Consider the following 20,811-nt stretch of genomic DNA (forward strand, 5'->3'; position numbering starts at 1 on the left):
CCGAGCGGGTTTGAACCGCCGATCTCCTGCGTGACAGGCAGGCATGTTAGACCACTACACCACGGACCCATTGGTTGCGGGGGCAGGATTTGAACCTGCGACCTTCGGGTTATGAGCCCGACGAGCTACCAGACTGCTCCACCCCGCGATGTTCAATTATCGGCTGTTTCAGCCTGCCGGTGTATTCCCTTTCGCGGCACAAGTGATATTATAACATCGTTCACGCACAATAGCAAATGTTCCTCAGATGAAGTATGTGTCATTCTCTTTAAATTAACCAAATCCTGATCCATCGTGACGAGTCTGACAACTCTACCAAAAAAGAGGAAAGAAACCCCTCGATTTCTCTCCTCTTCAATACTTTGCTTTTTGCTTCGGTTAACCAGACTGTTATTTTTTGCTGCGGGTACTCGCATTTTGCAGGCAATCCGTCCTCTGCCTGATCAGGCAAATACACTGCGCACTTCAATGGTCTGAGTGCGGTCGGGACCGACAGAGAACAGCGACAGCGGTACGCCGGTCAGTTGTGAAATGCGCTCGATGTAGTGGCGTGCATTCTGCGGCAGATCCGTCAGAGAGCGGGCACCGGTAATATCTTCCGTCCAGCCGGGCATCTCTTCATAAACCGGCTTGCATTGTGCCAGAATATTCAGGCTTGCCGGAAATTCCTCAATGACTTTTCCTTTGTATTCATAGGCTTTGCAGATTTTCACCGTTTCCAGACCGGTCAGTACATCCACACAGTTGAGCGACAGATCTGTCAGGCCGCTGACACGGCGTGAATGGCGCAGTACCACACTGTCGAACCAGCCGACGCGGCGCGGACGGCCAGTTACCGTTCCGTATTCATGACCCGTCTCACGGATCCGGTCGCCGGTTGGATTGTTCAGTTCTGTCGGGAACGGGCCGTCGCCGACACGGGTTGTATAAGCCTTCGCGCAGCCGACAACATGATTGATTTTTGTCGGGCCGACACCTGCGCCGATGGTGACACCTCCGGCAACCGGATTAGACGACGTCACAAACGGGTAAGTACCCTGATCGATATCGAGCATACACCCTTGTGCCCCTTCGAAAAGAACCCGCTTTCCGGCATCCAGTGCATCATTCAGGACGATAGATGTGTCGCAGACGAGGTGGCGGACGCGTTCGCCGTAGGCCAGGTACTCATCATATATGGTATCGATATTAAAGCCTTCACACTCGTACATCTTTTCAAGCAGACGATTCTTGGAAGCCAGATTCTTTGTCAGCTTTTCACGGAACGTCTCCGGTTCGAGCAGATCAGCCATCCGGATACCGACTCTGGCTGCTTTATCCATGTAAGCCGGTCCGATCCCTTTCTGCGTTGTTCCGATTTTCGACGTGCCCTTGCTTTTCTCTTCAAGAATATCCAGTTTGATATGATAAGGCATAACCAGATGAGCGCGGCTGCTGATCCGGAGATTTTCCGTATTCACGCTGCTCTCCTTCATGTAATCCAGCTCCTTGCAGAGCGACTTCGGATTAATTACCATTCCGTTGCCAAGAACGCAGATCTTATCCTTATACAGGATACCTGAAGGCATCAACCTGAGTTTATAGGTCTTCCCGTTCCAGACAATGGTATGCCCGGCGTTGTCCCCGCCCTGGTATCGGGATACAACTTCCGAGTTTTCCGACAGATAGTCAGTAATCTTTCCTTTTCCTTCGTCGCCCCACTGGGCACCTACGACAACGACAGAAGACATTCATCCAGCCCCCTACTTAAATCCTTTGAAATTCTCTCAGTCCTTACTAAGCTTAACAGGTACTCAAATTAAAAGTCAACGTAAAAACGAACGTTTATAGGGGATTGTCAATAATTTGTTCGGATTTCTATCCAATTCAGTGAAGCATCATGCCTTGCCCGGCACGCCTTCCTTATGACTGCGATCAATATTCACAAATTTATTATATTCTTTGATAAAGGCCAGTTCGACCGTACCAACCGGACCGTTTCGCTGTTTGGCAATGATGATTTCAATAATATTCTGCTTTTCACTTTCTTTGTTGTAATAATCATCACGATAGAGAAAAGCAACGACATCGGCATCCTGCTCGATACTGCCTGATTCACGGATATCGCTCATCATCGGCCGTTTATCCTGCCGGGCCTCCACGCCACGGGAGAGCTGCGACAGAGCGATGACCGGCACATCGAGCTCGCGGGCCATCGCTTTCAGTGTCCGGGAAATTTCCGAAACCTCCTGCTGCCGGTTCTCCTGACGGCCTTGCGTGCCTGTTCCGGCAATGAGCTGAAGATAGTCGATAATCACCAGACTCAGACCTTTTTCCTGTTTCAGCCGCCGGCATTTCGAGCGGATCTCGTTGACACGGATCCCAGGCGAGTCATCAATATAAATCCCGGCACGCGAAAGTGTTCCCATAGCCATGGTCAATTTCTGCCAGTCATCATCCTCAAGTTTTCCGGTCCGAAGCTTCTGGGCATCAATATTCCCTTCAGCACAAAGCATACGCATCGCCAGTTGCCGGGCGCCCATTTCGAGACTGAAAATCGCGACATTGGCTTCATTCTTCGTGGCCACATTCTGCGCAATATTCAGTGCGAAGGCCGTTTTCCCGACAGACGGCCGCGCTGCAACAATGATCAGATCACTGTTCTGAAATCCGGCCGTCATTCTGTCCAGCTCAATAAACCCGGTCGCTGTTCCGGTCACATCATCTTTTCTGTTCTGCAGCGCCTCAATGTTGTCATAGGTTTCGATCAGGACATCTTTAATCGGCCTGAATTCGCCTGTCCGTTTCCGCTCAGATACCTCAAGAATTTTCCTCTCGGCATCGTCAATGACATTCTCAGCATCGTCTTCCCTTGTGTAACTGTCCGATACAATCTGAGTTGCTGTCCGGATCAGTTTACGGAGCAGTGATTTTTCAGCAACAATGTGGCAGTAATAACTGATGTTCGCGGCAGTCGGTGCGGATCCCGCCAGCTCGGCCAGATAGTCGACCCCGCCGACTTCTTCCAGATGCCTGGACGACTGGAGTGCGTTGGTGACCGTAACGACATCGACGGGTTCATTCCGGTCAAACAGCTGGACCATCACGGCGAAGATCAGCTGGTGGCTGGTTCGGTAAAAATCTTCCGGAATTAACTGTTCAGAGGCGGTAATGACCGCAGAAGGTTCCAGGAACACAGCACCCAGCACGGCCTGTTCCGCTTCTGTATTATAGGGCGGTGTCCGGTCGGCAAATAAGTCGCTCATCTTTCCGTCTCCTTAACATTCTTCCCACAGACGAATCCTGCAAATCATAAAAATCAAAACAGCTGCCCATCCGTTACAATTATGCCTCAGTTACGTGGACCTTCACTTTAGCCGTGACTTCCGGATGGAGTTTCAAAGGCACATCGGAATAACCGAGCGTACGAATCGGCTCCGGCAGATCGATCTTGCGCTTATCCACGGAAATATCCAGCTTTTTAAATGCCTGTACGATCTGTTTGCTTGTGATCGAACCGAATAATCTGCCGCCTTCCCCGGACTTTGCTTTCAGTTCAATCGTCACATTCTCGATTTTTGCTTTCAGCTGTTCCGCTTTTTCACGTTCTTCTTTTTCATGTTCCTTTTTTCTCTTCTTTTTCGCCTCAAGCTGGCTCAACGTACTTTTATTCGCCGGAACGGCCAGATTCTGAGGCAGAAGATAATTGCGTGCATAGCCTTCACTGACCTCTTTGACTTCTCCTGAAACACCTTTTCCTTTCACATCTTTTAAAAAGATCACTTTCATTATGACAATCCTCCCTCATAATACTTGTCAATAGCTTCTTTCACCTTGTCCACCGCCTGAGCGACCGTCACCCCGCGCAGCTGTGTCGCCGCGTTATTCAGATGTCCGCCGCCGCCCATGCTTTCCATGACGATCTGGACGTTGATATCCCCGAGCGACCGCGCACTGATGCCGACCAGACCGTCCTCCCGCAGTCCGATGACAAAAGAAGTCCGGATGCCTTCCAGCATCAGGAGCGTATCCGCGGTCTGTGCCAGAAGCACCTGGTTGTACACATTCTTCTCGTCACCACTGACGATGGCGATATTTCCATCATACACCTGAGTCCGTCGTATCAGATCCGCCCGCTGATTAAACTGGTTCAGATCATCACACAAGAATTTTTGGACCAGAATCGTATCAGCCCCATGAGCACGCAAGTAAGACGCTGCATCAAAAGTCCGGAAACCCGTTCGAAGCGTAAAGTTCTTTGTATCGACGGCGATACCTCCAAGCATCGCGGTGGCCTCAATGACATCCAGCGGACGCTCATTCGCCTGGTATTCAAGGAGTTCGGTAACCAGTTCGGCTGTCGAAGACGCATAAGGCTCCATGTAGACCAGAACCGGATCTTTGATAAACTCTTCCGCCCTGCGGTGATGATCAATGACCACGATCCGATGCACCTGATCGAGAATCGCCGGATCCGCAACCATCGACGGTCGATGCGTGTCCACGACGACGACAAGCGTCCGTTTGGTCACAATTTCCCCGGCCTCATCGGCGGAAATAAAGTTTGCCCATAAATCTTTGCTTTTCCGGATTTCACTCATCAGCCGGTCCACACCGGTGACGTCATGGGTACGATCAATAATAATCTTGGCACTGCGTCCATTGGCATGGGCAATTTTAAGAATGCCGATGCATGAACCGATGGCATCCAGATCGGGTGCCTTGTGGCCCATGATCAGAATCTGATCGCTTTCCAGCATCAGTTCGGAAATGGCGTGGGAAATAACCCGCGCCCGAACCCGTGTCCTTTTTTCGATCGGATTGGATTTGCCGCCGAAAAATTTAACCGCACCATCCGGACGTTTGATGACCGCCTGATCACCGCCGCGTCCGAGCCCCAGATCCAGCGCCGACTGCGCATAGCTGCCCAGTTCGTTGAGCATTTCTGTGCCGGCGCCGACCCCAATACTCAGCGTCAGCGGGATATGACTGTAGGGCACGACAATTTCCCGCACCTTATCCAGTATGGAAAACCGCTCCTTCTCCAGTGCATCGAGCAATTTCTCGTTAAGCACGGCCAGGAACCGGTCCGAAGCGGTTCGTCGTAGATACATGCCATGGCGTGACGCCCACGCTTTGATTACAGCGGTTGTTTCATTATTTAATGTACTCCGGACCTGATCCTCAAGTCCCTGAGCCACCTCATCATAGTTATCCAGAAAAATCAGGGCAAGTACGGGCTGTTCATTATAGAAACTCTTTTTAATCTTCAGCACATCGGTAATGTCCGTAAAATAAAACAGCCGGCTTTCCTGTTTCTGCCGGACGCGGTACTGACGGTTGTTAATCGTCATGATCATCGAGTCATTATCCGACTGAATCAATTTCTCAAAATCCTCTGAAATCTCTTTCAGAGGATGACCGATCTGCGTTTCCGCTTCACCGGCGATCCGGTTGAAGGCCGCATTGCACCACTCGACCCGGCCGGCTTCGTTATAGAGCATGATGCCGATCGGCATTTGCAGCAGCGCCTCATCGCCTACTTTTTTCAGGCGGTAGGAGAGACCGGCTACATATTCCGTCAGCTCCTTATCAAACTGTGTCTCATTAAATATAAACCACGTCACGGAAAGAGCCAGCAAAACGAGACCGGCCAGTGCAAGCAGCCAGTTCAGGAATGCAGTAAAAACAAGAAACAGGAGGTACAGCAGACCCAGTCCGATCATTAAATCACTGCGCCAGCGATGTTTAAATTGATTCGCCATTTTTTCAGCTCCTGCAAGCAGCGTCAGTCAGAAGCGGAGAATACCTCCGCAACTGGAATTATTTCCTTTTCAGCATCCGTCTGCGTAAATCAAAACCAAGATCAATTATACCTAATATTGTGACCGCCTGCAGCAGCAAAAAGCTGAGTGCGACCGTCAGAACAGCAATCAGTACCGGGATAATCAGTGGAAGACGCCAATGGTGAAAGACAAAGAAGATAAAGCTCATTCCCTGTACGGCCAGCAGCATCTCCATGATAAAGGTGATATTGATGGTGACGACCATCAGCGGACTGCCATCCGTCAGAAGGCCTGTCTGGCCCAGCAGAAGAGCAATAAGAAAGAACCAGATCACACTCTTCGGCACTTTCCAGTTGCGGAAGGGAACCCATTTTGGTGCATCGACACCTAGTTTTCGCAATATCGGGAGTCCGATCCATTCGACGATAAGTGCGTAGATCAATCCGACGACGACAAGAATCGACGGTGCCAGGTTGCCGATATAGTCCAGATACGTCTGATACTGGGAAAGCATGCCGCCTCCCTGCGTCTGGTTCAGCAGCGGACCCGACTGACGGAGCATTAATCCCAGTGTCTCGCCAACCTGTGTCTTGAGTTCGGCGACCGGATTGTAGTGAAAAAGAAGTACAGACCCGGCAAGTGCCAGAATCAACTGAGCGATATTAGACAAGGTTGTGGCCAGAAGAATAACAAATGCCGACTTTTTCATTAGCAGCATCCAGCCGCCTGCATAGCCGGTAATCAGGAACGCAACCGGTGTCAGTACCGACAGGCTCGGCCTTAATACCAGCAGAAAGGCCGCACTGACAATCAGTGCCGCCGTCCCGTATCGCCAGCCGTGCTTCGCGACAAGATACATCAGCGGGATCGGGATGAACCAGATCGTCAGGAGAGAAAGCAGAGGTATGTACAAATAAATGGCGGCCAGCGCCAGCAGCACAACGAATGATCCGATTATGCCGGTCATCATTTTTCTGTTCTTCATTACGACACTCCTTAAAAAGTATGGAATCAAGCCGCAAGGGCAGCCAGTTCAATTTTGTTTCACATGAAACCCATAATTTCAATTATAATATAATTTTTCCATACAGGAACAGCATGCCCTTCTCACATGCATATTCCTTGTAAAGCAGGTACAATAGACCTATAATTAGGCAGAGTTGATTTATGCGTTTAATTTGTAACCGTTTTTAATTTCAGCAAGTTCATTTTCGAAAAACAAAGAAAACAACAAACCTTTTTGACCAGGCATGGTATCGCTGAGTTTTCTTTAAGAGTTGGTGCCATTATGTCACATGTTTTTAAAATAAACCATGATGCTTACTATTTGAGACAATCCAATTACGGGTTGTCTTTTCTAATGATGAACTTGCCTGAGGCTAACATTTTGAGGAGTGTGAACCAATATGGCTTATGAAAGTCCGAAAGCCTTATTCGTCGCCTGGGTCAGCCTGATCAGCAACTTTTTACTGACCCTGATCAAAATCGCCTGCGGCATGCTTTTTCACAGCACGGCGCTCATTGCCGACGGCGTGCACAACGGTGGGGATGTGATCGCATCGATCGCGGCCATTGGCTCAATGAAACTGTCCAACCATCCGGCCGACATGGATCATCCGTACGGCCACGGGAAAGCAGAGGATGTTTCCACTGCATTTATCGGCGTCCTGCTGATTGCAGCGGCCGCGTTTCTGATTTACACAGCGGTAAAGTCCCTGTTCGGCCCTGTGTCGGAAGTAAGCATCTGGGCCCTCTCCGCTGCTCTTGTTTCCACGGGCTGGAAATGGATTTTATATCTTTACACGCATCATGCCGCAGTGAGCTATCACAGCAAGAGTCTGGCAGCAACGGCATCCGATCACCTGGCCGACATTTTTGCTTCGTTCGCTGCTGCCGTCGGCCTGAGCATCGGCTGGGCCGGAAGATTGCTGAATATTCCTTATGCACACCTGAGCGATCCGGTTGCCGGCATCGTCGTCTCCCTGCTTGTCCTGAGAATTGCCATTAAGATGATGATCCAGTCAACAAATGTGCTGATGGAAAGCAGTGTTGACGAAACGCGACAGGAAGAATACAAACAAGTTTTTCTATCCTTCCCGCAAGTCAAATCCATTGATATCCTCCGGGCACGTGAACATGGCAATTCAATTCTGATCGATGCGCAGATACGTCTGCCGGCCTCGCTGAGTATTCAGGAGGGTGACGACATTACCGAAGCCATACGCGGGCGGATGATGAAACAGTTTCCGGATGTGGAGGAAGTGCTGATTCACATTAATCCGTGGTATGCAGGCCGGAAGATCGTCGAACCGGACTCGGTACCCAATCTGAAAAAGTAACTGAAAATCCGTTTGCATCCGATATATTAATGGACCTGTCTTTGTCCGCCGCTGCATGTATCCTAAATCTGAGCGATCGGGGTGACTCTTATGCCAACTAAGGAAGAAGATTCAGAATTACTGATCCTGTACGCCGGTTCACTTGCAATCGGCGTCCCGATCCGCGAAATCAGTGAAATTATCGAGCCGGTAGAAGCGTCTCCGGTACCGCTGACCTGCCCGGGTTTCCTCGGATTGATTTCTGTCAGGAGAACGATCTTTCCACTGCTTCTTCTGTCGGCTCTTTTACATCCGGAAGCCGATGCTGCATTCAGCCGGAAGGACGCAAAAGCTGTGCTCTGTTCATCGGCTTCGGGCCATTTCGCTCTTGAAGCCGATGCTGTCGGCGATACCCGTTCTATTCATTGTGATCAGGTTTCTGAGTATGGAGAAACATCCCCGTACTTCACAGAAAAAGTGATTATTGACGGTCGGGAAATACCGTTGCTCAATCTTGAAAATCTTGCTGAAGAGATCAGCCGGAAAAATGATCAGATTCGGCAGCATGCCGGACTGAACGGAAATGATTAATCTTTTCCCCCTTTCCCTCTGGCTCTTTTAAAAACCTGCTGCATCACCGACATTGAGTTCATGAACAAGGAGGTAAGAAGGGTGGGCATTCACAAGTATTTTCAGAGTTTATCCGATCTTGAAGGTATCTACCGCTGCCCCGGTGTCTTTAAGTACCAGGAGCATTCCGTCGCGAGCCATTCTTTTAAAGTCGCAACCATTGCTCAGTTTCTGGCAACCATTGAAGAACGCGACGGCCAATCCGTCAACTGGAAAAAGGTTTATGAACGGGCGATCAATCACGATTATTCCGAACTTTTTACCGGCGATATCAAAACGCCTGTAAAATATGCACTCCCCAAACTTCGGGAACTGTTATCTCAGGTTGAAGGCTCGATGACTAAAGAGTTTCTGGACAATCAGTTTCCTCCGGAATTCCGTCAGTGCTACGAAGAACGGTTAAAAGAAGGCAAGGATGATTCGATTGAGGGGAAAATTCTTGCTGTTGCGGATAAAATTGATTTGCTCTACGAAGCATACGGCGAGATTGAGAAAGGAAACCCTGAACCGTTGTTCCTCCAGATTTATAAGGAAGCACTTGAATCGATTATCAAGTTTCGGGAGCTGGCTTCGGTTCACTATTTCCTTACGGTTATTCTCAGAGAGATGATTGAGGAGGAGTCCTTGTCACAGACAAGTATTGAAACAATTACACTGCGTCTGCTGCATGACCTGACAAAAAACTGATGCGCTGCTGAAATACTTGCGGCGTCAGCCGGCCGCACTTATCATAGAAGTGTGATGAATTCAGAAATCTACGATTGAAAGGATATTTTCCGATGAATCAATCCGATAAACTACCGGGCAGTCAGGATCCGGTGCCCAAGAGCAATAAAAATTATGCTGTGTTGATTATTACTGCAGCCATCCTGGCGAATATCGTTATTCTGCTGCTTTTTTTTGCTCCATTTATTGGTTATAACGGAAGGATCAGCCGGAATGTCTACATTCTCCCGAAGTTAAATGCCATATTCAACAGTTTTACATTTATTTTTCTTGTCTGTGCTCTGATCGCCATTAAAGAGAAAAAGATCAATCTGCATCGCGGATTTATACTCGCGGCGTTCACCTCAACAGCACTGTTCTTATTGTCCTATCTTACCTTTCATTATCTGGCACCGGCGCCTCACTACGGCGGGACAGGGATCATCCGTCCGATTTACTTCTTCGTTCTGATCACGCACAGCACGCTGGCAGCCAGTGTTGTTTTCCTTGCTCCGTTCGCTCTGGTCTGGGGCTGGACGATGCAGATCAGAAAACATAAACGGATTGTTCGCTGGACAATGCCGATCTGGCTGTATGTCAGCATTACCGGAGTGATCGTCTATCTGATGATGGCGCCTTATTATTGAATGGCTCTGGTGCGACTGGATGAACATGGCAAGCGCGTTCCCGACTATGGGAACGCGCTTTTTTAGCCTGCCTGATAGAGATAGATCGTCCAGGCTGATTCACGACTGCTGAATGCTTTCAGGAAACGAAGATGATCGTGTTCTGGTGAAACAACAGGAACCGAGGACAGTATATAGTCGCCGCCCATCCTTTTAAACTGGTTAATATTTAATTGCAGATGATAGAGTCTCATTCCTGAATTTTTTCGGAAGTCATATTTTTTCCCCAGTTCGGCTGTGAACAGGTAACACCGTCCGCCCCATTTATCGAAATAGTTTCTGACAGAGTTGTTTTTTCTCAGTTCGGGAGCGATGATCTTCCGGAATTCATGCTTGTAACTGAGCGGGTAGAAGTTATTATACGTGTCCAGCGTGTAAAACCCGTTGAATTGAGCAATTGCCGGATGGAGGCCAATGCTGGCCACACGGTATTCTGATTTGGGTTTTCCGATATATTCGGCAATTTCATTAAATTGCTTCTCGGCATAGAACTGTTTGAAAGACGGCTGCTGATGATACTCGATCTCAGGGTTATACAAAAACAGAACCATAACCTGAAGGATAAGTGCCGTCTCTGCCACTCTTCTCCATCGTGCCCCTTTCTGCCGGCAGATCACCAGGCCCAGCGCAAACATCAGATAGATGAGCATAGGATGTAAGTAATGATATCTTGAAAAATTAAAAGTTGTCAGTATGGAGATTTTCTCCTTAAGCGGCACCCATCCTTTATAGAACCAGAAGGCATACCATAAAGATATGAGAAGATTGAGCCCGAGCAGCAAGACAAACCACAACTGCGGCTTACTGAGATGTCTGTGAGACTTGAATGACCGGAAAATGAGCCACAGCACAACCAGGGTCACCGGCAGAATGATGTATTGCTGGATGGTCCAGACCTGATTATGCCCAATGAGCGCATTATTAAAAGCTGAACGCATCACCTGAACGCCATTCAGGTTCGATTCAATGAATTCATTCCGGTTCGTCGGCGATGGATTCAGAAACAATGAGGCGACAAGTCTGTATTCAACAAGTAAGTACATGACGGTCATGGTCATTATGGCTGCCAGAAACTTCACGTCGATCTTTTTCCTGACTATACAACCGACACCCCAGAACACGGCAATGCCTGAGAGGAAAAAGAAAAAGCCCAGTTCAAAACTCGAGTAAAAAGGCAACAGAATCAGAGCGGTCCAATCTCTCCATGAATCCTGGCGCTTCCGGATATTCAGAAACGCCCAGAGAGCAAGCGGCATGCCCAAAGTGCTGAGCATGCCGGAAGGCCAGAACGGCGTCAGCGCAAACGCCAGAGCAACAAAAACGCGGATCAGACCATCCTGGTTCTCCGGGACAACATGATCTCTCAGTAACAGGTACATCCCGATAAATGCGAACAATCTGGAGATCAGCTGACTCACCGAATAGGCAAGTATCGGAGGTAAAACCGTATGGAGAAGAACAATCAGACTGAACTGAGAGCCGAATGCATTACGGCTTAATTCTCCGTTAATGATCTGCGGGATCGTTGTGTGGACAGAACCGAACAATTCGCCACTACGGGCCAGAACCCTGTACCAGGCCACGTTAGAATCCAGATTATCCTGGATCCGCATATGTGCATTCTGTCCGAGCAGAAACATCGGCAGCAGATAAATAGCAATCAGCACCAATGCGATGATGATCAGTCTTGTTTCATGGTAAAGCGAATGATTGTTTTTCAAAGTTTCCGGACTCATTTTTTTGCCTCTTCCAGACAATTTTCTATACGCTTCCGCTGCTGATTAAAAAAAGAGGCGCATCAGTGACCAGCACTGTTGCAGCCTCTTTGTTGCAGATAAAATTAATGGTCAATCCTGTGTATACGGAAGCAAAGCCATCTGACGGGCACGTTTGATCGCCCGTGTCAGCTGGCGCTGATATTTTGCACTCGTTCCTGTAACACGACGAGGCAGAATCTTTCCACGCTCAGAAATGAACCGTCTCAGTAAGTCAACATCCTTATAGTCGATATAAGTAATGTGATTGACGGTAAAATAGCATACCTTGCGACGTTTGCCGCGCGACCGGCGTATTGCCATATTTATTTCACCTCTCCTTCCTCACTGGCACTGCCATTAATCAAAATGGCAGGTCATCATCTGAAATATCAATCGGCTTGCTGTCATTTGCAAATGGATCTTCAAAAGAAGGGGCTTTTTCGTTACTGTTTCCGTTCGCATTGTTGCCCTGAACGTTTCCACCGGACTGAGGCGCGCGATTATGATTTGGCTCCGGAGGTACAGGCGCATGATTACTGAAATTATTCCCTTCTGCATGACGCGTTCCCTTGGGTTCAAGGAACTGCACACTGTCGGCAATCACTTCGGTGACATAAACCCGTCTTCCTTCGTTGTTCTCATAATTCCGCGTCTGAATCCTTCCGTCCACACCGGCCAGACTCCCTTTAGTCAGGAAATTGGCAGCATTTTCGGCCTGCCTGCGCCAGACGACAACAGGAATGAAATCCGCTTCACGTTCACCCTGCTGATTCGAGAACGGGCGATTCACCGCAATGGTGAAACTGGTTACAGCCACACCATTCGGTGTATAGCGAAGCTCCGGATTTTTTGTTAATCGTCCGACGAGTACGACGCGATTAATCAAAAGAATCCCCCCTGTTTTTTGAAATTATTTTACTTCTTCCGGCTTGCGTTCATCCTTAATCGTCATAAAACGGATGACATCATTGTCGATTTTCACAAGGCGGTCAAATTCATTCACAGCGGCACTGTCTGCTGTGACATACAGCACTTCATAAACGCCGGTATTGTAATCATTGATCTCATAGGCCAGTCTTCTTTTGCCCATTTCCTTCTGATCGTTGATTTCAGCACCGTTTTCCGTCAGGATGGAAGCCAGCTTTTCTTTAACAGCTTTTACCTGATCTTCTTCCAGATCCGGACGAAGAATGTACATGATTTCATACTTACGCACGATCGTTCACCTCCCCTTGGACTAAGCGGCTCCTGATTGGAGCAGAGAGCAAGTCTTCTCACTCATAGATTAAAATTATAGCACAACAACTCAATATTTACAAATGAATCAGAGAAGAACGGTTCAATACACCTGTAATCCTTACGAATCAGACATTGAATCTGAAATTCACAATATCCCCGTCCTGCATAATATAATCCTTACCTTCAAGTCTGAGATGGCCCTTTTCTCTGGCAGCAATTTCCGACCCGTCGGCAACCAGGTCCTGATAGGAAATGATTTCGGCACGGATAAATCCACGTTCGAAATCAGAATGAATGATGCCCGCGGCCTGAGGCGCTTTTGTTCCTTGTTTAAATGTCCAGGCACGGACCTCTTTTTCACCGGCTGTAAAATAGGTAGCCAGGCCGAGCAATTGATAGGCTTTGGCAACAAGCCGGTCCAGCCCTGAAGACTTAAGTCCCAGATCTTTCAGGAATGCCTTTTTTTCTTCAGCTTCCAGCTCGGCAATTTCCGATTCGATCCGTGCAGAGATCGCTACGACTTCCGCACCGTCTTTTTCAGCAAATTTTTCAACAGCCTGAACATAATCATTTTGCTCCGGTGCCGCAATGTCATCTTCGGATACATTGGCCACATAAAGGACAGGCTTCTTAGACAGAAAATTAAACGGCTTGATCGCCGCCTCCTCTTCTTTCGTCAGAGCGACGTGCCGTGCCGGCTTTCCCTGATCAAAGGCTTCTTTCAATTTTGATAATGCGCTGTATTCAACGATCGATTGCTTGTCTTTTTGCCTGGCCATTTTCTCAATCCGGTCAATCCTTTTGTTCACTTGTTCAAGGTCGGCAAGAATCAGTTCCAGATTAATCGTTTCGATATCCTCAACCGGATCGATTTTTCCTGAAACATGGGTGATATTCTTATCATCGAAGCAGCGGACAACATGTGAAATGGCGTCGACTTCCCTGATGTTGGCAAGAAACTGGTTGCCAAGTCCCTCACCTTTACTCGCACCCTTAACCAGACCGGCGATGTCGGTGAATTCAAACGTCGTCGGAACCGTCCGCTTCGGATGATACATGTCCGTCAGACGATCAAGCCGCTGATCAGGCACACTCACGATGCCGACATTTGGTTCGATGGTGCAGAAAGGATAATTAGCCATTTCTGCTCCCGCCTGAGTGATTGCGTTAAACAATGTCGATTTTCCAACATTAGGCAACCCGATAATACCTGTGGTTAAACTCATTTTTCTCAACTCCCCGGACTTTGCGTCCTAATCCGTGTCATCCATTATTCTGATCTTGTTCTTCTTTTGTTCCTGATTCCAGCACTCTCTTGATTTTCTTCTGGAATTCACTTCTTGACAGCATGACACTATGGCCGCATCCAAGACATTTTATCCGGATATCTGCACCCATTCGAATCACTTTCCATTGATTGGTTCCGCACGGATGCGGCTTTTTCATTTCAACGACATCATTCAGATCAAATTCTATATGAGGCCTGGCCATAACATCCCGTCTCCTCCTTATGAAAAGTTCTCCTGGATCATGTTTGTTTTACGACTGAAGCGAATGATCAGAAAGTGATTTTTTCTTTAAGAAATGCAGCAAGCTGATCGATCGGCAGTCTGACCTGATCCATTGTATCGCGATCTCTGACCGTAGCCTTACCGTCATCTCTGGAATCAAAATCATACGTGATACAGAACGGTGTTCCGATTTCATCCTGTCTGCGATATCTTTTGCCGATGGATCCGGTCTCATCGTAATCAACCATCATTTCTGCGGCCAGTTGACTATAAATTTTCTTTGCTTCATCACCCAGCTTCTTGGACAGCGGCAGCACACAAGCCTTGTACGGAGCAAGTGCCGGATGAAAATGCAGAACCGTCCGTGAATCCTTTTCATCGATTTGCTGCTCTTCGTAGGCGTCGGCAAGAAAGGCAAGCGTCACACGATCGGCGCCAAGCGACGGCTCGACTACATAAGGGATATACCGTTCATTTGAATTCTGATCAATATACTGCAGGTCCTGACCGGATACTTCCATATGACGTTTCAGATCATAATCGGTACGTGAGGAAAGGCTTGATAATTCGCCCCAGCCAAACGGGAACAGATATTCAACATCTGTGGTTGCCTTACTGTAATGCGGCAATTCCGCTTTTTCATGATCACGAAGTCTGAGATTCTCCGGCTGAACATTCAGCGATTTCAGCCATTCATAGCCGAAAGTCCGCCAATAATCGAACCAATGATCTTCGTCACCCGGTTTACAGAAAAATTCCAGTTCCAGCTGTTCAAATTCCCGTGTTCTGAAGGTGAAATTGCCCGGCGTAATTTCATTACGAAACGATTTGCCGATCTGTCCAATACCGAACGGGATCTTCTTACGCATCGTCCGCTGCACATTTTTGAAATTCACAAAAATACCCTGTGCCGTTTCCGGGCGAAGATAGATCTCATCTTTGGCCGTTTCTGTAACACCCTGATATGTCTTGAACATCAGATTAAATTGACGGATCGGTGTAAAATCATGTTCACCGCATTCGGGGCATTTAATCAGGTGTGATTCAATCAATTCTGCCATCGTCTTAAAGTCAAGACCGTCGATCGGGCCGGGAAGCTGATCTTCCGGTATATTCGCAGCAATCAGTTTATCTGCACGAAAACGTGACTTACACTTTTTACAGTCAATCATCGGATCATTAAAGTTTGCAACATGGCCGGAAGCTTCCCAGGTTTTCGGATTCATCAGAATAGCGGCATCAAGGCCGACGTTATAGGGTGACTCCTGAACATATTTCTTCCACCATGCTTTTTTCACATTATTCTTCAATTCCACACCGAGCGGTCCGTAATCCCATGTATTGGCGAGACCTCCGTAGATTTCCGATCCCGGAAAAATGAATCCCCGCTGCTTTGCGAGATTAACGATTTGTTCCATTGTTTTAGCCATCATTTTGCTCCTTTTTCATCATGATATCCGTCTCCGTCTGGTTATCCGCCGGTCACATAAATAAGCCCCCGTCCCAAAGGTCATGCTGACCTAGGGACGAGAGCTTTGACTGCCCGCGCGGTTCCACCCTAATTGACACAATCACCGGACTGTGCCCACTCTGGAAACTGAGCTCAGGAACGCCTTCTCCGGGAGCTGCTGCCCGGGCTTTCACTTGTCCCGGTTCGCTGTACGGCAACTGGCATCGGATACTCTTTTCCTTCATTGCTCTTCATCTGTTCACTTCATTATTTCTGAGACTTAGTATATCCCATTTTATAGGAAATGGACAGCTTTTATCATTGCTTTTTATCCGACTGCTCCACGGTTCAGCGTCATGTATAGAAATCTTCAAAATAGCATATACTGCTTCTACCTGACAAAGGAGCGGAAACTATGAATCTAAAAGTAGAGCGATCATCTGCCTGCAAACTCAGTGACCCGGTCCATTATCTTGATCCTAATGCTTCAGACGCTGTTGCTGCTCAGATTCGGCGTTATCTTCCCGGTGCCCCGGACACCGATGATCCGATCCTGATCGTCTGTATCGGGACAGACCGGTCAACCGGTGATGCACTCGGTCCTCTTGTCGGGACCCGGATTGAAGAGCTGCAAATCCCCGATATTGTCGTTTACGGCACTCTGGAACATCCGGTTCACGCAGTGAATCTGACGGATACGCTGATGGAGATCCGCACCCTTCATCCCGGCCGTTTCACCATTGCTGTAGATGCGTGTCTCGGCAGGCAGAAGAATATCGGTAATATTTGCGTTGCCGGTGGTCCGTTACTTCCCGGTGCAGGTGTCAATAAGCGTCTTGAAGCTGTCGGTCAGATGAATATAACCGGTCTGGTTAATGTCAGCGGCTTTATGGAATATTCGGTCTTGCAGAGCACCAGACTGAACCTTGTGATCCGGATTGCGGACGTGATCGGTCTCGGTCTTCAAAAAGCGCTGCTGACACACAAGCGCCCGGGCATCCTCTCACGATTTCTGCCCGGGGGACTGTGAAAACATTTGTCTGCTGCGTAATCAGGATTCTTTATCCAGTAGCTGGAGCAGACGATACAAGTCATCCATCGAATAGTAATCCATTTCTATCTTGCCCTTCGATTGATTCTTGCCTGGTTTTATTTTCACCGATGTGCCCAGCATTTCCTTAAGAACATCAACTTTCTCTTTCAGTTCAGGAGGCATCTTCCAGGATTTTTTCTTTGATGTTTCACGTGGAACATGGTGGTTCAGAGACTGGATCAAAGCTTCGAGCTGATGGACATTCATCTGTTCTTTAAGAACCTTATCGACAACTGCGGTGAGCTGTTTCTTGTCCTTCAATCCGACGAGAGCCCGGCCATGTCCCATCGACAGCTTGCCCTCTTCGAGAAGTTTCCGTACAGGCGGATTGAGCTGAAGCAGTCGGAGATAATTAGCTACATGAGGCCGGCTCTTTCCAAGCTTTTTAGACAGTTCATCCTGTGTCAGCTGGAGACCATGCATCAGCTTTTGATAAGCCGTTGCTTCTTCGATCGGATTCAGATTCTCACGTTGCAAATTCTCGATCAGCGCGATCTGCATCATTTCTTTGTCGGTAAGTTCTTTGATAATCACCGGCACGCTGTTCAGACCGGCCATTTTAGCCGCAAGAAACCGTCGTTCTCCTGCAACAATATCGTACCCTTTGATACTTTTTCGAACAATAAGCGGCTGAATGATCCCGTGCTGTCTGATGGATTGTGCCAACTCTTCCAGTCCCTGCTCATTGAAATCCTTTCTTGGCTGATAGGGATTCGGCCTGAGCTCACTGAGCTTGAGACTTTCTGATGCATTTTCGAGATCATCAGAAAAACCGGAAGGAAAAAAAGCATCGAGCCCTTTTCCGAGGGCCTTAGTCATTAGTCATCACTTCCTTAGCAAAATCAAGGTAAACTTCGGCACCTTTCGATCTTGAATCATAGATGATGATTGGTTGTCCATGGCTTGGCGCTTCACTCAGACGTACATTTCTTGGAATAATCGTTTGAAAAACATGATCCTGGAAGTACTTTTTTACTTCCTGAATGACTTGTAATCCAAGATTCGTCCGGGCATCGAGCATGGTCAGAAGAACCCCTTCAATCGCAAGATGGTGATTCAGATGTTTCTGCACAAGTCGAACCGTATTCAGCAGCTGGCTCAGTCCCTCCAGTGCATAGTACTCACATTGGACAGGAATGATCACCGCATCGGCGGCAGTCAGCGCATTAATCGTCAGCAGGCCCAGTGAAGGAGGACAATCAATTATTATATAATCATATGTATCCTTAACTTTTTCCAGTGCCCGTTTTAATCTCTCTTCACGGGAGATGGCCGGTACCAGTTCAATCTCGGCACCTGCCAGCTGAATCGCAGAAGGAAGAACATCAAGATTTTCAATAGCCGATTTCTGAACAACCTGACGTACCTCCGCATCTTCAACAAGAACATCGTAGACACACTCATCGACTTCGCCCTTATCTACTCCGGCGCCACTTGTTGCATTCCCCTGCGGATCGATATCTACCAGAAGTACCTTGCATCCAAGATCAGCCATGCATGCACTGAGATTTACGGCCGTTGTTGTCTTGCCTACACCGCCCTTCTGGTTGGCTATCGCCAATATCTTACTCACTTTTCCACCCACTCTCAAGCTTCACTTGCTCTTCTCCATTTTATCATGAAATAGTTCTACGGTGAGACATCTGTGGTATTTAACTTGATTAAAAAATACTTTGTGCAATTTGTTTCTTGCCCGCATTCCCAATTCTGCCGGTAATGGAACTCCGATATCCGCCGTTTCATCATTCTGCCGGATAATCTGCAGATCTTCAGCAAGTTTCGTCTTGATCCTGATTCATTAAGCGGCAAAACACAGGTACTGCTTAAAATAAATCAAAAATAAAACGGCATCCGTTCCCTGTACACGTTTCAGCAGGGACAAATAACCGTTAACAGGCGAAGTATATTAATGAATACGATCCACTGGTTGTGACTGGCGTGCTTCATTCTTTTTTCATTCATCTTACTTCTTTGGTATTCGTATTGTGATCTGGTAATAATCTTCCAGATCTTCCTCACTTGCATCGATTTTCAAGCCTGAATCAGTAACCATGCTGACGGACTGTCTGATTGTATTGACAGCAATCCGGCTGTCCCGGCTCAGGGACATACGCCGAGATTTATTTTTCTTTTCGAGAGATGCATCACTATTAAGCATCCGCTGGATTCTTTTCTCTGTTTGTTTTACATTGAGCTGCTTGTCAATGATTTCCTTGAGCAGTTTCTCCTGTTTTTGTGCATCTTTCAGGATGATCAGAGCGCGGGCATGACGTTCAGTAATTTTTTTCTCGAGAATAGCGCTCTGAACTACCGGCGGAAGCTTCAGCAGACGAAGCTTGTTGGCAATAGTAGACTGCCCTCTTCCCAGCTTCTGCGCCAATCCCTCCTGAGTCAGTCCGTGGATATCAATCAATCTGGAGTAGGCCATTGCTTCTTCGATCGGAGTCAGTTCTTCTCTCTGGAGATTTTCAATCAACGCAATCGATGCTGTCTGATCGTCATCGAGATTTCTGATGATCGCCGGGATTTTTTCCCATCCCAGATAAATGCAGGCTCTCCACCGCCGTTCTCCGGCAATAATTTCATATTTTCCATCAAACGGTCGCAGAACAACCGGCTGAATGACGCCATGCTCCTTGATTGTCACAGCCAGCTCATGCAATTTACCCTCGTCGAAAACAGATCTTGGCTGGTATTGATTGGGGATAATTTGAGAAATCGGCACTTCCTGTACTTGATCCCCTTGCTGGTGTTTGCGGTCAGGCTTCGCAGTCTGTTCATTTTTTTGAGCAAACAAATTTGACAGAGAATGCTTCATAAAAAATGCTCACCACCCTAATCTGACTTGCCTGGTCTTTAGCTTAATTCTCTGTGGTGCCGGCAATTTCCTTTAAATGTTTCACGTGAAACACTGAGGCGAATAAGATCTGGATCCGAACACATTCCTTACAGCGGTTTCCGTGCCGGGATTCCCGGCTTTCTTGGATATCGTGCCGGCGTCGGCCGCATCTTTTTGATGATAATGATTGTACGCGACCCCATATGATACGGCAACTCAAGATTCATTGTCCGGTCGACCATACCCCCAAGTTTTTCGATAGCCTGTCCGGCATCGGCTGTTTCCTGTGCCGCATTCAGGCCTTTCATTGCCACCAGAAATCCTCCGATACGTACAAGAGGCAGACAATATTCAGAGAGTACCGAAAGAGGAGCAACCGCTCTGGCCAGCACCAGATCGAATTGTTCCCTTGCGTCTTTACGATGGCCGAACGTCTCCGCACGCTCATGCTCAAGACTCACTTGCTGCAGGTCCAGTGCATCGGTCAGATGATCAAGAAATTTTAACCGTTTCTCCAGTGAATCAACAATGGTCAGTTTCAGATCCGGAAAAAGTATTTTTAACGGTATTCCGGGAAATCCGGCACCTGAGCCAACATCACAGACTCTCAGCGGCCCTGCAAACGGTAAATCAAACGAGGCTGTAAGCGAATCGTAGAAATGCTTGACCGCAACTTCATTTTCATCTGTAATTCCGGTAAGATTAATTCTCTTGTTCCATTCGATTAATTCTTCATAGTAACGATTAAATTGTCTATTCTGTTGCTCAGAAAGCACAATGTTTCTTACTGACAACAGCTTTTTCAAAAGTTCCATGAT

General features: G+C 47.8%; 21 protein-coding genes and 1 tRNA gene. 5 read left to right on the plus strand and 17 right to left on the minus strand.

Annotated elements, in window-relative coordinates; translation table 11 throughout:
* Positions 1 to 71: 71 nt before the first annotated feature.
* The 6 genes from D889_RS0110655 to D889_RS0110685 form a co-directional block, all read right to left on the minus strand.
* Positions 72 to 148, minus strand: a tRNA-Met gene (locus D889_RS0110655).
* A gap of 295 nt (positions 149 to 443) precedes the next feature.
* The gene (locus tag D889_RS0110665) at positions 444 to 1,730 is read right to left on the minus strand and encodes an adenylosuccinate synthase (protein WP_010630820.1); all 1,287 of its coding nucleotides are present in this window, start codon (positions 1,728 to 1,730) and stop codon (positions 444 to 446) included.
* Positions 1,731 to 1,877: 147 nt separating this feature from the next.
* Positions 1,878 to 3,245, minus strand: coding sequence for a replicative DNA helicase (gene dnaB, locus D889_RS0110670; protein WP_010630821.1), 1,368 nt, complete (start codon positions 3,243 to 3,245; stop codon positions 1,878 to 1,880).
* Positions 3,246 to 3,324: 79 nt separating this feature from the next.
* Positions 3,325 to 3,768, minus strand: coding sequence for a 50S ribosomal protein L9 (gene rplI / locus D889_RS0110675; RefSeq protein ID WP_010630822.1), 444 nt, complete (start codon positions 3,766 to 3,768; stop codon positions 3,325 to 3,327).
* Positions 3,768 to 5,744 (minus strand): DHH family phosphoesterase, encoded by a 1,977-nt coding sequence (locus D889_RS0110680; protein WP_010630823.1) that lies wholly within the window; start codon positions 5,742 to 5,744, stop codon positions 3,768 to 3,770. Before D889_RS0110680 ends, rplI begins: the two co-directional genes overlap by 1 nt.
* Before the next feature lie 58 nt (positions 5,745 to 5,802).
* Entirely contained in the window at positions 5,803 to 6,750 is a 948-nt protein-coding gene (locus D889_RS0110685) for a YybS family protein (RefSeq protein ID WP_010630824.1), read from the minus strand.
* Between the two features lie 421 nt (positions 6,751 to 7,171).
* Between D889_RS0110685 and D889_RS0110690 the strand changes: the two genes are divergently transcribed.
* From D889_RS0110690 to D889_RS0110705, 4 genes are all read left to right on the plus strand, one after another.
* A complete protein-coding gene (locus D889_RS0110690; protein WP_010630825.1) occupies positions 7,172 to 8,104 on the plus strand; it encodes a cation diffusion facilitator family transporter in 933 nt (310 codons plus the stop codon).
* A 90-nt stretch (positions 8,105 to 8,194) separates the two neighbouring features.
* Positions 8,195 to 8,674 carry a chemotaxis protein CheW gene (locus D889_RS0110695; protein ID WP_010630826.1) on the plus strand — a complete coding sequence of 160 codons (480 nt, stop codon included), beginning with the start codon at positions 8,195 to 8,197 and terminating at the stop codon, positions 8,672 to 8,674.
* 81 nt (positions 8,675 to 8,755) lie between these two features.
* Complete coding sequence (locus D889_RS0110700) at positions 8,756 to 9,400, plus strand: HD domain-containing protein (protein ID WP_010630827.1); 645 nt, start codon at positions 8,756 to 8,758, stop codon at positions 9,398 to 9,400.
* A 92-nt stretch (positions 9,401 to 9,492) separates the two neighbouring features.
* Complete coding sequence (locus D889_RS0110705) at positions 9,493 to 10,065, plus strand: DUF420 domain-containing protein (RefSeq protein ID WP_010630828.1); 573 nt, start codon at positions 9,493 to 9,495, stop codon at positions 10,063 to 10,065.
* Between the two features lie 62 nt (positions 10,066 to 10,127).
* Here D889_RS0110705 and D889_RS0110710 read toward each other — a convergent pair whose 3' ends face one another.
* The 7 genes from D889_RS0110710 to D889_RS0110740 all read right to left on the minus strand — a co-directional run bounded on the left by D889_RS0110710 (position 10,128) and on the right by D889_RS0110740 (position 16,041).
* Positions 10,128 to 11,840 carry a DUF6044 family protein gene (locus D889_RS0110710; protein ID WP_010630829.1) on the minus strand — a complete coding sequence of 571 codons (1,713 nt, stop codon included), beginning with the start codon at positions 11,838 to 11,840 and terminating at the stop codon, positions 10,128 to 10,130.
* A gap of 111 nt (positions 11,841 to 11,951) precedes the next feature.
* A complete protein-coding gene (gene rpsR, locus D889_RS0110715) occupies positions 11,952 to 12,182 on the minus strand; it encodes a 30S ribosomal protein S18 (protein ID WP_010630830.1) in 231 nt (76 codons plus the stop codon).
* Positions 12,183 to 12,222: 40 nt separating this feature from the next.
* The gene (gene ssb, locus D889_RS0110720) at positions 12,223 to 12,747 is read right to left on the minus strand and encodes a single-stranded DNA-binding protein (protein WP_010630831.1); all 525 of its coding nucleotides are present in this window, start codon (positions 12,745 to 12,747) and stop codon (positions 12,223 to 12,225) included.
* A 24-nt stretch (positions 12,748 to 12,771) separates the two neighbouring features.
* Positions 12,772 to 13,077: a 30S ribosomal protein S6 gene (rpsF, locus tag D889_RS0110725; RefSeq protein WP_010630832.1), complete on the minus strand. Its 306-nt coding sequence runs from the start codon at positions 13,075 to 13,077 to the stop codon at positions 12,772 to 12,774.
* Between the two features lie 148 nt (positions 13,078 to 13,225).
* Positions 13,226 to 14,326, minus strand: a complete 1,101-nt coding sequence (ychF, locus tag D889_RS0110730; RefSeq protein ID WP_010630833.1) for a redox-regulated ATPase YchF — start codon at positions 14,324 to 14,326, stop codon at positions 13,226 to 13,228.
* 37 nt (positions 14,327 to 14,363) lie between these two features.
* Entirely contained in the window at positions 14,364 to 14,591 is a 228-nt protein-coding gene (locus D889_RS0110735; RefSeq protein WP_010630834.1) for a DUF951 domain-containing protein, read from the minus strand.
* A 67-nt stretch (positions 14,592 to 14,658) separates the two neighbouring features.
* Entirely contained in the window at positions 14,659 to 16,041 is a 1,383-nt protein-coding gene (locus D889_RS0110740) for a glycine--tRNA ligase (RefSeq protein WP_010630835.1), read from the minus strand.
* 435 nt (positions 16,042 to 16,476) lie between these two features.
* Between D889_RS0110740 and yyaC the strand changes: the two genes are divergently transcribed.
* A complete protein-coding gene (gene yyaC, locus D889_RS0110750) occupies positions 16,477 to 17,091 on the plus strand; it encodes a spore protease YyaC (RefSeq protein WP_010630836.1) in 615 nt (204 codons plus the stop codon).
* Between the two features lie 21 nt (positions 17,092 to 17,112).
* Here yyaC and D889_RS0110755 read toward each other — a convergent pair whose 3' ends face one another.
* From D889_RS0110755 to rsmG, 4 genes are all read right to left on the minus strand, one after another.
* Positions 17,113 to 17,973: a ParB/RepB/Spo0J family partition protein gene (locus D889_RS0110755; RefSeq protein WP_010630837.1), complete on the minus strand. Its 861-nt coding sequence runs from the start codon at positions 17,971 to 17,973 to the stop codon at positions 17,113 to 17,115.
* A complete protein-coding gene (locus D889_RS0110760) occupies positions 17,966 to 18,727 on the minus strand; it encodes a ParA family protein (RefSeq protein ID WP_010630838.1) in 762 nt (253 codons plus the stop codon). Before D889_RS0110760 ends, D889_RS0110755 begins: the two co-directional genes overlap by 8 nt.
* Before the next feature lie 390 nt (positions 18,728 to 19,117).
* Positions 19,118 to 19,972, minus strand: a complete 855-nt coding sequence (noc, locus tag D889_RS0110765; protein WP_010630839.1) for a nucleoid occlusion protein — start codon at positions 19,970 to 19,972, stop codon at positions 19,118 to 19,120.
* Positions 19,973 to 20,100: 128 nt separating this feature from the next.
* Positions 20,101 to 20,808, minus strand: a complete 708-nt coding sequence (rsmG, locus tag D889_RS0110770; RefSeq protein WP_010630840.1) for a 16S rRNA (guanine(527)-N(7))-methyltransferase RsmG — start codon at positions 20,806 to 20,808, stop codon at positions 20,101 to 20,103.
* Between the last annotated feature and the right edge of the window lie 3 nt (positions 20,809 to 20,811).

It is taken from the genome of Sporolactobacillus vineae DSM 21990 = SL153 (assembly GCF_000377985.1).
In the GTDB taxonomy this organism is placed as follows: Bacteria; Bacillota; Bacilli; order Bacillales; family Sporolactobacillaceae; genus Sporolactobacillus; species Sporolactobacillus vineae.

Bases quoted from the DNA above. Each gene is read 5' to 3' on its own strand.
- D889_RS0110665 (WP_010630820.1), bottom strand. From the start codon at position 1,730: ATGTCTTCTGTCGTTGTCGTAGGTGCCCAGTGGGGCGACGAAGGAAAA.
- dnaB (WP_010630821.1), bottom strand. From the start codon at position 3,245: ATGAGCGACTTATTTGCCGACCGGACACCGCCCTATAATACAGAAGCG.
- rplI (WP_010630822.1), bottom strand. From the start codon at position 3,768: ATGAAAGTGATCTTTTTAAAAGATGTGAAAGGAAAAGGTGTTTCAGGA.
- D889_RS0110680 (WP_010630823.1), bottom strand. From the start codon at position 5,744: ATGGCGAATCAATTTAAACATCGCTGGCGCAGTGATTTAATGATCGGA.
- D889_RS0110685 (WP_010630824.1), bottom strand. From the start codon at position 6,750: ATGAAGAACAGAAAAATGATGACCGGCATAATCGGATCATTCGTTGTG.
- D889_RS0110690 (WP_010630825.1), top strand. From the start codon at position 7,172: ATGGCTTATGAAAGTCCGAAAGCCTTATTCGTCGCCTGGGTCAGCCTG.
- D889_RS0110695 (WP_010630826.1), top strand. From the start codon at position 8,195: ATGCCAACTAAGGAAGAAGATTCAGAATTACTGATCCTGTACGCCGGT.
- D889_RS0110705 (WP_010630828.1), top strand. From the start codon at position 9,493: ATGAATCAATCCGATAAACTACCGGGCAGTCAGGATCCGGTGCCCAAG.
- D889_RS0110710 (WP_010630829.1), bottom strand. From the start codon at position 11,840: ATGAGTCCGGAAACTTTGAAAAACAATCATTCGCTTTACCATGAAACA.
- rpsR (WP_010630830.1), bottom strand. From the start codon at position 12,182: ATGGCAATACGCCGGTCGCGCGGCAAACGTCGCAAGGTATGCTATTTT.
- ychF (WP_010630833.1), bottom strand. From the start codon at position 14,326: ATGAGTTTAACCACAGGTATTATCGGGTTGCCTAATGTTGGAAAATCG.
- D889_RS0110735 (WP_010630834.1), bottom strand. From the start codon at position 14,591: ATGGCCAGGCCTCATATAGAATTTGATCTGAATGATGTCGTTGAAATG.
- D889_RS0110740 (WP_010630835.1), bottom strand. From the start codon at position 16,041: ATGGCTAAAACAATGGAACAAATCGTTAATCTCGCAAAGCAGCGGGGA.
- yyaC (WP_010630836.1), top strand. From the start codon at position 16,477: ATGAATCTAAAAGTAGAGCGATCATCTGCCTGCAAACTCAGTGACCCG.
- D889_RS0110755 (WP_010630837.1), bottom strand. From the start codon at position 17,973: ATGACTAAGGCCCTCGGAAAAGGGCTCGATGCTTTTTTTCCTTCCGGT.
- noc (WP_010630839.1), bottom strand. From the start codon at position 19,972: ATGAAGCATTCTCTGTCAAATTTGTTTGCTCAAAAAAATGAACAGACT.
- rsmG (WP_010630840.1), bottom strand. From the start codon at position 20,808: ATGGAACTTTTGAAAAAGCTGTTGTCAGTAAGAAACATTGTGCTTTCT.